The sequence below is a fragment of the Marinomonas sp. SBI8L genome (genome assembly GCF_001624705.1).
GTDB lineage: Bacteria > Pseudomonadota > Gammaproteobacteria > Pseudomonadales > Marinomonadaceae > Marinomonas.
In genome coordinates, this window is record NZ_JSEO01000008.1 from 36,680 (window position 1) to 49,247 (window position 12,568).

Sequence of the window (12,568 nt, forward strand, 5' to 3'; positions counted from 1 at the left end):
GAATTTAGGTATGAAGAAACCGTGGCAAGATCAAAAAGTAGTGAAAGCTGGATGAAAGAGCATTTTGATGACGTTTATGTAAGGCGTTCTCAGCAAGATGGCTATCGTTCACGCGCTAGTTATAAATTAATTGAGATAAATGATAAGGACAAGTTGCTTAAATCTGGCATGAAGGTGGTAGATTTAGGTGCAGCGCCAGGTGGTTGGTCTCAAATCGCGGGGAGATTGATTGGAGACAAGGGTAAAGTTGTTGCATCGGATATTTTAGAAATGGCACCTTTGCCAGGTGTAACCTTTGTTCAAGGGGACTTTACAGAGGATGATGTTTATCAAGAAATCCTAAAAGCGATAGGAGATGAGCATGCAGATCTTGTAATTTCAGATATGGCCCCCAATATGAGTGGTAATAGCGCTGTTGATCAGCCGCAATCCATGTATTTGGTGGAATTGGCTTTAGATATGGCTTCACAAGTTTTACGACCTGGCGGAAATTTTTTAGTAAAAGTTTTCCAAGGAGAGGGCTTTGATGAGTATTTAAAGGCAATGCGCGGCATGTTTGCTAGTGTTGTAACACGTAAACCTGATGCTTCTCGTGCGAGAAGTAGAGAAGTTTATTTGTTAGGTAGACAATTTAAAGGGTAAATTAGGGATGGGCTTAGAGCTGGTATATACTTGCTGAAGGTCATTTATTCAAACGTTAAGAGGTGTGCTCTTGAACGATATGCTTAAAAATATTCTGTTGTGGTTAGTAATCGCAGCCGTTTTATTAACTGTATTCAAAAATTTTAATACCACGACTGAAACAAGCCGTATGACTTATTCGTCATTCGTAAACTCAGTGCAGGACGGCAATATTGCGCGTGTTGTAATTGATGGTTATACCATCAGTGGTTCCGACAAAAATGGTGTGCCGTTTGAAACTGTACGCCCAGCAGCAGCTGATCCAAAAATTATGGATGATCTGTTGAGTAATAATGTGGTTGTTGAAGGGCGTATGCCTGAGCAGCAAAGCATTTGGACTCAACTGCTTGTTGCGAGTTTCCCTATTTTGCTTATTTTGGCCATTTTTATGTTCTTCATGCGCCAAATGCAAGGTGGCGGTGGCGGCAAAGGCGGCCCTATGGCATTTGGTAAGTCTAAGGCGAGATTGCTGCCTGAAGATCAGATCAAAACCACCTTTGCTGATGTCGCTGGTTGTGATGAAGCAAAAGAAGATACTAAAGAATTGGTCGACTTCTTGCGTGAGCCAAGCAAATTCCAACGCCTTGGCGGTAAAATTCCTCGTGGTATCTTGATGTGTGGACCGCCAGGTACAGGTAAAACCTTGCTAGCGAAAGCGATTGCAGGTGAAGCCAAAGTACCTTTCTTTACCATTTCCGGTTCAGACTTTGTTGAAATGTTTGTTGGTGTCGGTGCTTCTCGTGTTCGTGATATGTTCGAACAAGCTAAGAAACACGCTCCTTGCATTATCTTTATTGATGAAATTGATGCTGTTGGCCGTAACCGTGGCTCAGGCATGGGTGGCGGTAATGATGAACGTGAACAAACATTGAACCAATTATTGGTTGAAATGGATGGCTTTGAAGGTAACGAAGGTATTATCGTTATTGCTGCTACTAACCGTCCTGATGTATTGGACCCTGCTTTGTTACGTCCTGGTCGTTTTGACCGTCAAGTTCAGGTTGGTCTGCCAGATATTCGTGGTCGTGAACAGATTCTTAAAGTGCATTTGCGTAAAGTGCCTTGTGATGAAGATGTGAATCCAAAAAATATTGCTCGTGGTACACCTGGTTTCTCTGGTGCTGATCTTGCGAACTTGGTTAACGAAGCGGCACTGTTTGCTGCACGATCTAACCGTCGCTTGGTTAATATGGAGCAGCTAGAACTAGCTAAAGATAAAATCCTCATGGGTGCTGAACGTAAGACCATGGTGATGAAAGAAGATGAGAAGCTAAACACGGCTTATCATGAAGCTGGTCACGCTATCATTGGTTATTTGATGCCTGAGCACGATCCTGTGTATAAGGTAACGATTATTCCTCGTGGGCGTGCTTTAGGTGTGACCATGTATCTTCCAGAAGAAGATAAGTACAGCATCAGTAAGCGTGGTTTAGAATCACAAATCTGTAGCTTGTATGGTGGACGAATTGCCGAAGAAATGATTCACGGGTTTGATGGTGTATCAACAGGTGCCTCTAATGATATTGAGCGAGCAACAAGCATTGCCCGTAATATGGTTACTAAGTGGGGGTTATCTGCTGAACTGGGTCCATTTGCTTATGAAGAAGATGATAATAACGGTGGTTTTATCGCAACTTCAACTGGCAGTAAAGCTAACTACTTCTCACCTGAAACAGGCATGCGTATTGACGCAGAAGTAAAAGATATTATTAGTACTTGCTACCAGAAAGCGACACAAATCCTAGAGGACAACCGTTCTAAGCTGGATGTGATGGCTGATGCTTTGATGCAATATGAAACTATTGATGCTAAGCAAATTAAAGAGATTATGGATGGTAACAAGCCATCTGCGCCTGAAGGTTGGTCTGACTCTAATGGTGATGAGCCAACTGCTGGCGGTAATGCGCCAAAAGAGACTGTTGATCTAAATACTGGTGAAATTAAAGATGAAAATGGTTTTACGGATGCGCCTGATGCGGCAAATCCTAAAACTAGCGGAGAGAGCTAAGCGCTCTCTTTGCTTATCTGTTTAAACTGGTTTTTATTTAAGAGAGATAGGGAGCCTGATGGCTGTTACTATTTTTGGGGATAAGTCACTCGACTTATCCCGTCCTCAGATCATGGGTATCTTAAATGTTACCCCTGATTCCTTTTCCGATGGTGGATCATTCTCCAACCTTGATGATGCTCTTTTTCAGACCCAGAAAATGCTGTCTGAAGGTGCCTCAATTATTGATGTTGGTGGTGAGTCGACAAGACCTGGCGCATCTCCTGTTTCATTAGAAGAAGAGTTGGGCCGAGTAATACCTGTTGTTGCAGCCATTAAATCTCGCTTTGATGTTGTTGTATCTGTAGATACTAGCTCAGCTCAGGTAATGACTGAGGGTGCAAAGCAAGGGGCTGGTCTAATTAATGATGTACGTGCTTTAACGCGTGATGGTGCATTGGACGCTGCTGTGGAGACAGGTTTGCCCGTATGTTTAATGCATATGCAAGGTAGCCCTGAATCAATGCAGATGAATCCAAACTATTCTGCAGTTTATAACGAAGTTATTAGTTTCTTGTTAGAGAGGGCGAGGGTTTGTCAGGCATTAGGAATGAAGCCTGAGCAGATACTGTTGGATCCAGGTATCGGTTTTGGTAAAACCTTAGAGCATAACCTTGAGCTGTTAAATAATATCGACCAAATTTTAAGTCATGGTTTTGATGTGCTGATTGGTGCTTCACGAAAAAGCATGATAGGTCAGGTGTTGAATGCAGACGTTCAAGATAGATTGTTTGGCACTTTAGGTGCCCATGCTGCGGCTTTTTCAAAGGGCGCAAGTATTTTTAGGGTGCATGATGTGAAACCTCACCATGACATGCTAGAACTCATGTATCGAATTAAGAGAGAAGAATAAATGCGTAAATATTTTGGCACAGATGGTATTCGCGGCAGAGTCGGTGAAGGTGCGATTACTCCTGAATTTATGTTGAAACTTGGCTGGGCAGCAGGGCAAGTATTTAAAGAGCATGGTAAAAAAGTTGTAATCGGTAAGGATACTCGTATTTCTGGTTATATGTTTGAGTCTGCTTTAGAGGCTGGTTTGGTTGCCGCTGGTGTTGATGTGCGTTTAGTTGGACCTATGCCGACACCTGCTATTGCTTATCTTACACGTACTTTTCGTGCAAGTGCGGGTATTGTAATTAGCGCATCTCACAACCCTTATACAGATAATGGTATTAAGTTTTTTTCTGCTGAAGGCACAAAATTGTCTGATGAGATAGAAGAGAAGATAGAATATTACGTGGATCAGCCTTTAGTTGTTGTGCCATCTGATCAGATAGGGCGTGCTAAGCGTATTGATGATGCAGCTGGTCGTTATATTGAATATTGTAAAGGTACTTTCCCAATTGGGTTGCAGCTTAATGGTCTTAAAATTGTGGTTGATTGCGCTGATGGTGCAACTTATCACATTGCGCCGAGAGTGTTTACTGAGCTTGGTGCTGATGTCATTGTTCTTGGTGATAAGCCTGACGGTCTAAATATTAATGAGAATAGTGGTGCAACCAAGCCAGAGTTAATGCGTGAGAAGGTATTAGAGGAAAAAGCTGATATTGGGATTGCGTTAGATGGCGATGGCGATCGTTTGATCATGGTTGATGCCGATGGCGAAGTGCGTGACGGTGATGATGTACTGTACGTTATTGCAAACCATTTAAGAAATATTGGTAAGTTCAGTGGTGGCGTAGTTGGTACTCTGATGAGTAATTTTGGTCTGGAGCTAGCTTTTTCAGAACAAGGGATAGGTTTTGGGCGTGCTTCTGTTGGCGATAGGTTTGTGAACGAAAAATTAACTCAGCTTGGTTGGGTGTTGGGTGGTGAACCTTCTGGCCACATTGTCTGTCGTTCAATTACAACTACTGGTGATGGTATAGTTGCTGCTCTGCAAGTTTTGCAAGCAATGGTTGAAGAAGAGAAAACTTTGACAGAGCTCTTGCAGGGCTTTAGTAAATTCCCTCAAAGGCTAAAGAATATCCGCGTAAAAACACGCTTTTCACCTGCAGAAGTGCCTCAATTGCAGCAAGCTATTGCTCTAGCCAATGAAAAGTTAAATGGTTCGGGAAGAGTCTTGTTGAGGGCTTCAGGAACCGAGCCTTTGGTTCGCGTTATGGTTGAAGGTGATGATTCAGCCTTGGTTGATGAGTTGGTTGAATCTTTAGCGAATGAAGTAGAAGCGTACTCAAAAGCACTTTAATTTCTTAATTTGCTGAGACTTCTTGGTTAAAAAATAAATCATATTAAACAAATACTTGAAAACAAGGCGGCATTTCATTAGAATTGCCGCCTCAAAATAAGAGGTGCAAGAATGGCTCGCCAAAAAATTGTTGCAGGAAATTGGAAGATGAATGGTTCTTCGGAATCAATTAATCAGCTTGTTGTTTGCTTAAACGCTGCAATAGAAAATACTCCTGTGGAAGTTGTGGTTGCTCCATCTTTCCCTTATTTAGCGCAAGTGGATAACTTGTTAGAGAAAAGCTCTATCAAAATGGCTTCTCAAAACGTATCCGAGCAAGGCTCTGGTGCATTCACTGGTGAAGTAAGTATCTCAATGTTGCAAGATTTTGCAGTAGATTATGTTTTGATTGGGCATTCTGAGCGTCGCTCGATTTATGGTGAAACAGATCAGGTGATTGCTGAAAAAGCGAAAGCGCTTTTAGCAACTGAGCTGACTCCAGTTCTCTGTATTGGAGAAAGCCTTGAGCAGCGTGAGCAAAACATTACTTTAGATGTGTGTTTTTCTCAAATTGACGCTGTGCTAAACCTTGTTGGTGTTAATGCGTTTGAACAAGTTGTCATTGCATATGAGCCAGTTTGGGCAATAGGTACAGGGCTTTCTGCTTCTGCTGAGCAGGCTCAAGAAGTGCATAAAGCAATTCGTGAGCACATTGCTAAATCTGATGAAGTAGTTAGCGAAAAAGTAAGAATTATTTATGGTGGTAGCGTAAAATCGAGCTCAAGCTCTGACTTGTTCGCTATGCCAGATATAGATGGAGCCCTTGTTGGGGGTGCATCTTTAAAAGTTGAAGAATTTATTGGTATTGTGAAATCTGCAGGTTAAATGATGGAAGCTTTGGTTTTAGTTGTACACGTGTTAGCTGCTATTGCGATTATTGGTTTGGTGTTACTGCAGCAAGGTAAAGGTGCTGATGCCGGAGCTTCTTTCGGTGGTGGTGCTTCGCAAACTGTGTTTGGTAGTCAAGGTGGCGGTAGCTTCTTTGGTAAACTGACAGCTTTATTTGCATTAGTATTTTTCTTAACAAGTTTTGGTCTTGCTTATGTGGCAAGTCAGCAAGCTAAGCAAGTTTCTGGTCAATTAGACTTTGTGCCTGCTGTTGAAGAAATTCAAGATACAGTAACTGTTCCTGATTTGGCTGAGCCTCAAGCTGGCAATTCAGATGTTCCTGTAGTTGAGTAAACTTACCTTTTAATAGGTTAAGTTTTTGGTATGCCGATGTGGTGGAATTGGTAGACACGCCACCTTGAGGGGGTGGTGGCCTAAGGCTGTGCCGGTTCGAGTCCGGCCATCGGTACCAATGTTGATTTGTAGTGATTATGTGTGTATGATGTGCACACTTTGACGCGGGGTGGAGCAGTTTGGTAGCTCGTCGGGCTCATAACCCGAAGGCCGTAGGTTCGAATCCTGCCCCCGCAACCATTGTGTATTGATCTTTCTAAAGGGGTCTGTTTACACAAAAGAATTCCAACTTGCTTGATGCTAAATCTCAAGTAAGACAATGAGTTAGATTATTCTGATTCATTTGAAGAACCCCTTTATGGGGTTTTTTGTTATCTGGATATAATAAAATGGGCCTAGAGCCCGTTTTTTGTTTCTGAACTTTGACATTTGTTAAATCGGAGAAAGTGATTGTCTAGCAAAGATACTATATTAGAGGGCTTTATTCGTCCTGTAGTAGAAGGACTTGGCTACCGTTTTTGGGGGTTGGAATATATCTCTCAAGGTAAAGATTCGGTGTTAAGAGTGTTTATAGAGAGTGACTCTGAAAATGGCACTGATATCGAGGATTGTGCCAAAGTTAGTCGACAAGTGAGTTCTATCTTGGATGTTGAGGACCCAATTACTGGTGAGTATAGCCTTGAGGTTTCATCACCTGGTCTTGATCGTCCATTATTTGATTTGACTCAATTTGAGGAATACATCGGAGCGATAGTGTCGCTGCGTTTACGTGTGCCATTTGATGGGCGACGTAAGTTCAAAGGTCAGTTGACAGCCGTTGAAGGGGAAGACGTTGTATTGCGTGTAGATCAAGAAGAGTACCTGTTGCCAATTGATCTAATTGATAAAGCCAACGTTGTTCCAGTATTTTAATTTACCCTTTAAAGAGAGGCTAAAAGGATGAGCAAAGATATTCTTTTGGTAGTGGAAGCAGTTTCCAACGAAAAAGACGTACCAAAACAAGTTATTTTTGAAGCAGTTGAAATTGCTTTAGCAAGTGCCGCTAAACGCCGTTTTGAAGAAGAAGCAAAAATTCGAGTTGCAATTGACCAGCGTACAGGTGATTACACCACGTACCGTCAGTGGGATATTGTTGAAGACGAAGATTATGCTCAACCTGCCCATGAACTTACCATCGATGACTCAGTAGAGCAGAACCTAGGTTTGGCTATTGGTGAAATCTTCGAAGAAGAAGTTGAATCAGAAGCATTTGGTCGTATTGCAGCGCAAACGGCTAAGCAAGTGATTGTACAAAAAGTTCGTGAAGCTGAACGTGCAAAAGTTGTTGCTCGCTATAGCGAAAAAGTTGGCAAGCCGGTTCACGGTCAAGTTAAAAAAGTAACACGTGATAGTTTAATCGTAGATTTAGGTGAGAATGCAGAAGCTGTATTGCCAAAAGATCAGCTGATTTCACGCGAAACTTTCCGCATGAACGATAGAATTCGTGCTTTGTTGCTTGAGATTCGTGATGACAGCCGTGGCGCTCAATTAATTCTATCTCGTAACGATCCTGCTTTCATGGTTGAACTTTTCCGCCTTGAAGTGCCAGAAATTGCTGAAGAGATGATTGAGATTCGTGGTGCCGCTCGTGACCCAGGTCTACGTGCAAAAATTGCGGTTAAAACAAATGATCGTCGTATTGACCCTATTGGTGCTTGTGTTGGTATGCGTGGCGCACGTGTACAAGCTGTTTCTAATGAATTAAACGGTGAGCGTGTTGATATTGTGCTTTGGGATGATAATCCAGCTCAGTTAGTTATCAATGCAATGTCGCCTGCTGAAGTTGATTCGATTGTTATTGATGAAGACACTCACTCAATGCAAGTGGCTGTTAGTGCCGATAACCTAGCTCAAGCAATTGGTCGTAACGGTCAGAATGTTCGTTTGGCTTCTAACCTAACAGGTTGGCAGTTAAATGTAATGACAAGCGAAGATGCTGTCGCAAAACAGCAAGAAGAATCCGATAAGCTTATTAATCTTTTTGTGAATAACCTTGATATTGATGATGACCTAGCTGGTCAGCTTGTCGATGAAGGCTTTGCCACATTAGAAGAAATTGCTTATGTACCAATGGAAGAAATGCTTGATATCGATGATTTTGATGAAGATCTGGTTAACGAACTTCGTTCAAGAGCAAAAGAAGCCTTATTAAACTTAGCGCTACAAGCTGAAGAGCAGTTGGAAGAGGCTGCACCGGCTGAAGATCTGCTGACAATGGAAGGTATGGATAACCATCTGGCATTGGTATTAGCGTCTAAAGGCATCTGTACAATGGAAGATTTGGCTGAGCAGTCTGTTGATGACTTAGTTGATATTGAAGAAATCAATGAAGAACGCGCAGCGTCACTAATCATGACAGCCCGTGCACCTTGGTTCGCTGAATCTGAATAAATCTGAGTAGAATAAAGGGGGAACTTAATGACAGTTCAAACCGTAAAAACACTATCCGAGCTGGTGAATACACCAGTAGAGAAGCTGCTGACTCAGATGAAGGAAGCAGGGTTGCCACAATCAAGTGAAAGCCAAGAAGTTTCAGACGCAGAGAAACAAGTGCTATTGAAACACCTTCAACGTGCGCATGGTGGTGATGAGTCTGGTGATAAATCGTCTCAACGTATTACTTTGCAACGTAAAAAAACCTCTACCTTGAAAGGTGGCGATAATAAAACGGTAAACGTAGAAGTGCGCAAAAAACGCACCTATGTGAAGCGTAATGATATTGAAGATGAGGCTGCTAAGCAGCAAGAGCTGTTGGCGCAGCGTCAAGCTGAAGAGCTGGCAAAGCAAGCTGCTGAAGAAAAAGCTAAGTTAGCAGCAGAAGAAAAAGCACGCCAAGAAGCAGAAAGAAAAGTAGCAGAAGAAAAAGCGGCTGCTGAAGCTGCTGAGGCTGAGCTAAAAGCTAAACAAGAAGCTCAAGCTGCTGCTAAGAACTCATCGGACGGTAAGAATTCCAACGTAGGAGCGAAAGAGTCCTTGGAACCTGTAAAACAAGCTAAACCAGCACCGAAGAAAAACCATCATATGACTGCTGATAAAGAACCTTCAAAAGGTAAGAAAGCAGCGCCGCAAAAACAAGACGGTAAAGGTAAAAACCGTTTCGGTGCTGATAAAAAGCGTGGTAATAAAAATATCATGGGTGACGATGAGTTCGGTCGTCGCAATAAGCTTGGTAAGAAAAACCGTAAAGCGGCTCCTCAAGAGCACGGTTTCCAAAAACCAACTGCACCAATTGTGCATGAAGTTGCCTTGCCAGAAAGCATTACTGTTGCTGACTTAGCTGAAAAAATGTCAGTTAAAGCAGCTGCTGTTATCAAAATTATGTTCAAAATGGGTGCTATGGCGACCATTAATGAAGTAATTGACCGTGATACAGCAACCTTGGTTGTCGAAGAGATGGGTCACACTGTTAAGTTCCTTGATGAGAACGCAGTAGAGAATGACATCATTGAAGCGATTGACTACAAAGGTGAAGAAATTAAGCGTGCACCAGTTGTAACTGTAATGGGTCACGTTGACCATGGTAAAACATCGCTACTTGACTACATTCGTACGACACGAGTAGCAGCGGGTGAGTCTGGTGGTATTACACAGCACATTGGTGCTTACCATGTAGAAACGCCTCATGGCATGATCAGCTTCTTGGATACTCCTGGACACGCGGCGTTTACTTCTATGCGTGCTCGTGGTGCGAAAGCGACAGATATCGTTATCCTAGTATGTGCTGCGGATGATGGTGTGATGCCACAAACAATTGAAGCAATTCAACATGCTCGTGCTGCTGAAGTGCCTATGGTTGTTGCTATTACTAAGATTGATAAAGACGGTGCAGACCTTGATCGTGTTAAAAACGAGCTAGTTGCACAAGAAGTTGTACCTGAAGAATGGGGCGGCGACGTTCAGTTCGTTGGTGTATCTGCTAAGTCTGGTGAAGGTATTGAAGAGCTTCTAGAAGCACTATTGCTTCAGTCTGAAGTACTAGAGCTAACGGCTGTACCAAGCGCTCCTGGTAAAGGTGTTGTGGTTGAAGCGCGTCTAGATCGTGGTCGTGGTTCAGTTGCTACCTTGCTTGTACAAAATGGTACCTTGAAGAAAGGTGACATTGTATTAGCGGGTCTTCAAATGGGTCGTGTACGTGCCCTTCTGGATGAAAATGGTAAGCCAATTGAAAGTGCTGGCCCTTCTATTCCAGTTGAGATCTTGGGTCTTGATGGTACGCCTGATGCTGGTGAAGAATTCTTGGTTGTATCTGACGAGCGTAAAGCACGTGAAGTTGCTAACTTCCGTCAAGGTAAATACCGTGAAGTACGCTTTGCTCGTCAATACTCAGCTAAGCTAGAAAACCTATTCTCTGAAATGGGTAAAGACGAAGTTCGTACATTGAACGTTGTCTTAAAAGCTGATGTTCGTGGTTCTCTTGAAGCCTTGAATAAGTCTTTACTTGACCTAAACACTGATGAAGTACGTGTAAATATTATTTCAAGCGGTGTAGGTGGTATCACTGAAACAGACGCAACACTAGCTTTGGCTTCTGATGCGGTAATCTTTGGTTTCAACGTACGTGCTGATGCATCAGCTAAAATCTTCATCGAACGTGAGTCAGTTGATCTAAGATACTACAGCGTAATCTATAACATCATTGATGATGTTAAGCAGGCGCTATCTGGTATGTTGTCTCCTGATCTTCGTGAAGATATCAAGGGTACTGCTGAAGTTCGTGACATCTTCCGTTCACCTAAATTCGGTCTTATTGCCGGTTGTATGGTTGTTGAAGGGACGGTTTACCGTAACAAGCAAATCCGTGTATTGCGTGATGATGTTGTTATTTATGAAGGCGAACTTGAGTCTCTACGTCGCTTTAAAGATGCAACTAATGAGGTTAGCAAAGGCATGGAATGTGGTATCGGTGTGAAGAACTATACCGATGTTAAAGTTGGCGATAAGATCGAAGTCTTTGAGACTGTCGAAGTCGCTCGTTCTTTGTAAGAGGCTAAAATGGCAAGCGAATTTAGTCGTACTAGTCGCATAGGAGACCAGCTTCAAAAAGAGCTGGCTTCTATTATACAGTTTGAAGTGAAAGATCCTCGTTTAGGGATAATCACTATTAATGAAGTCAGAGTAGCTAAGGATCTTGGCTACGCTGACATTTATTACACTGTGTTAGGAATGGATGATAAGCCAGAAAAGCTGGCAGACAGCCAAACCGCACTAGACAGTGCTAGTAATTTTTTACGCCGCCGTGCATCACAGGAAATTAAACTTCGTGTGATGCCTCAGTTACGTTTTCATTATGATGATAGCGTAGTGAATGGTGCAAAAATGTCTGCCTTAATTGATGAAGCAATTAAAGCAGATGCTAAGCATAATCCAGAAAATGACAGTGAATAAACTGCTTAAGATCTAGGTTAGAAGTAAAATGGTAAAACGTACATGGCGACCAGTACATGGGATTGTCTTACTGAATAAACCTTTAGGCTTAAGCTCAAATCAGGCTTTGCAAAAAGTTAGACGTTTATTTCAAGCTGAGAAAGCGGGGCACACTGGAGCCCTTGATCCTTTGGCAACAGGTATGTTGCCATTGTGTTTTGGTGAGGCAACCAAGTTTTCTCAGTTCTTGTTAGATGCGGATAAACGTTATATTACTAAGGTGGCTCTTGGCGTGAGAACGACCACGGGCGATGCCGAAGGTGATGTGTTGACGACAGAGCCTGTGCCTGATTTAACGGATGAAGCATTGGAAACCATACTAGATCGTTTTCGTGGCGATATAGAGCAGATTCCTCCTATGTATTCAGCGTTAAAGCATGAAGGTAAACCTCTTTATGAGTATGCTCGACAAGGTATTGTTATTGAGCGTAAACGTAGAGCGGTGACTATTTCTGATCTGACTGTAATAGAAAGAACAGAGAATAGCTTAACCCTAGATATTTCTTGCTCTAAAGGAACCTATATTCGCACTATTGGTGAGGATGTGGGTGAAGCATTAGGTTGTGGTGCACATTTATCAGCATTACACCGAGTTTCATCGGCAGGTTATGATCCACAAGATATGCTTACCTTGGAAGAGTTTGAGACAATGGCTGAAGCTGGTTATCCTGAATTGGATAAACATTTATTGCCAATGGACTCTGCCGTTATGCATCTTAATAGGGTAGAATTGTCCGCGGCTGATGCTAGGGACATTCTTTTTGGTCGTGCATTGGCCAATGGCACTGAGTTTGAAGAAGAAAGTTTAGTGCGTTTATTCGCGCAAGCTGATCAAAGGTTCTTTGGCTTAGGGCAAATTCGAGGTGAATTTATTAAACCTCACAGATTAATAAATACGAGTGAAAAACAGGGTTAATTCCGTTTTTTACTGTATCTAGGGTGCCTGAAAATATGCTCGGCCATCC

At 42.5% G+C, this 12,568-nt stretch carries 11 protein-coding genes and 2 tRNA genes; all 13 read left to right on the forward strand.

Features of this window, described 5'->3' with window-relative positions:
- Positions 1-21: 21 nt before the first annotated feature.
- The 13 genes from rlmE to truB all read left to right on the forward strand — a co-directional run bounded on the left by rlmE (position 22) and on the right by truB (position 12,519).
- Positions 22-642 carry a 23S rRNA (uridine(2552)-2'-O)-methyltransferase RlmE gene (gene rlmE, locus OA91_RS13105; protein WP_046016688.1) on the forward strand — a complete coding sequence of 207 codons (621 nt, stop codon included), beginning with the start codon at positions 22-24 and terminating at the stop codon, positions 640-642.
- 70 nt (positions 643-712) lie between these two features.
- On the forward strand, positions 713-2,689 hold the full coding sequence (gene ftsH / locus OA91_RS13110; RefSeq protein ID WP_046016687.1) for an ATP-dependent zinc metalloprotease FtsH: 1,977 nt from the start codon (positions 713-715) through the stop codon (positions 2,687-2,689).
- 58 nt (positions 2,690-2,747) lie between these two features.
- Positions 2,748-3,581 carry a dihydropteroate synthase gene (folP, locus tag OA91_RS13115; protein ID WP_063338803.1) on the forward strand — a complete coding sequence of 278 codons (834 nt, stop codon included), beginning with the start codon at positions 2,748-2,750 and terminating at the stop codon, positions 3,579-3,581.
- The gene (glmM, locus tag OA91_RS13120; protein WP_063338804.1) at positions 3,582-4,919 is read left to right on the forward strand and encodes a phosphoglucosamine mutase; all 1,338 of its coding nucleotides are present in this window, start codon (positions 3,582-3,584) and stop codon (positions 4,917-4,919) included.
- A 111-nt stretch (positions 4,920-5,030) separates the two neighbouring features.
- Entirely contained in the window at positions 5,031-5,783 is a 753-nt protein-coding gene (gene tpiA, locus OA91_RS13125; protein WP_063338805.1) for a triose-phosphate isomerase, read from the forward strand.
- A gap of 3 nt (positions 5,784-5,786) precedes the next feature.
- Positions 5,787-6,140 carry a preprotein translocase subunit SecG gene (gene secG, locus OA91_RS13130; RefSeq protein ID WP_157196909.1) on the forward strand — a complete coding sequence of 118 codons (354 nt, stop codon included), beginning with the start codon at positions 5,787-5,789 and terminating at the stop codon, positions 6,138-6,140.
- 32 nt (positions 6,141-6,172) lie between these two features.
- Positions 6,173-6,258: transfer RNA gene (locus OA91_RS13135), tRNA-Leu, on the forward strand.
- A gap of 45 nt (positions 6,259-6,303) precedes the next feature.
- Positions 6,304-6,380 (forward strand) — tRNA-Met (locus tag OA91_RS13140).
- A gap of 210 nt (positions 6,381-6,590) precedes the next feature.
- A complete protein-coding gene (gene rimP / locus OA91_RS13145; protein WP_046016682.1) occupies positions 6,591-7,052 on the forward strand; it encodes a ribosome maturation factor RimP in 462 nt (153 codons plus the stop codon).
- Between the two features lie 27 nt (positions 7,053-7,079).
- Positions 7,080-8,570 carry a transcription termination factor NusA gene (nusA, locus tag OA91_RS13150; protein ID WP_063338806.1) on the forward strand — a complete coding sequence of 497 codons (1,491 nt, stop codon included), beginning with the start codon at positions 7,080-7,082 and terminating at the stop codon, positions 8,568-8,570.
- A 27-nt stretch (positions 8,571-8,597) separates the two neighbouring features.
- Entirely contained in the window at positions 8,598-11,162 is a 2,565-nt protein-coding gene (infB, locus tag OA91_RS13155; protein WP_046016680.1) for a translation initiation factor IF-2, read from the forward strand.
- A gap of 9 nt (positions 11,163-11,171) precedes the next feature.
- Positions 11,172-11,564, forward strand: coding sequence for a 30S ribosome-binding factor RbfA (gene rbfA / locus OA91_RS13160; protein ID WP_046016679.1), 393 nt, complete (start codon positions 11,172-11,174; stop codon positions 11,562-11,564).
- A gap of 28 nt (positions 11,565-11,592) precedes the next feature.
- The gene (gene truB / locus OA91_RS13165; protein WP_063338807.1) at positions 11,593-12,519 is read left to right on the forward strand and encodes a tRNA pseudouridine(55) synthase TruB; all 927 of its coding nucleotides are present in this window, start codon (positions 11,593-11,595) and stop codon (positions 12,517-12,519) included.
- Positions 12,520-12,568 lie beyond the last annotated feature (49 nt).

Excerpts from the sequence above, each read along its gene's own strand:
- folP (WP_063338803.1), top strand. The coding sequence starts at position 2,748 with ATGGCTGTTACTATTTTTGGGGATAAGTCACTCGACTTATCCCGTCCT.
- glmM (WP_063338804.1), top strand. The coding sequence starts at position 3,582 with ATGCGTAAATATTTTGGCACAGATGGTATTCGCGGCAGAGTCGGTGAA.
- tpiA (WP_063338805.1), top strand. The coding sequence starts at position 5,031 with ATGGCTCGCCAAAAAATTGTTGCAGGAAATTGGAAGATGAATGGTTCT.
- secG (WP_157196909.1), top strand. The coding sequence starts at position 5,787 with ATGGAAGCTTTGGTTTTAGTTGTACACGTGTTAGCTGCTATTGCGATT.
- nusA (WP_063338806.1), top strand. The coding sequence starts at position 7,080 with ATGAGCAAAGATATTCTTTTGGTAGTGGAAGCAGTTTCCAACGAAAAA.
- infB (WP_046016680.1), top strand. The coding sequence starts at position 8,598 with ATGACAGTTCAAACCGTAAAAACACTATCCGAGCTGGTGAATACACCA.
- rbfA (WP_046016679.1), top strand. The coding sequence starts at position 11,172 with ATGGCAAGCGAATTTAGTCGTACTAGTCGCATAGGAGACCAGCTTCAA.
- truB (WP_063338807.1), top strand. The coding sequence starts at position 11,593 with ATGGTAAAACGTACATGGCGACCAGTACATGGGATTGTCTTACTGAAT.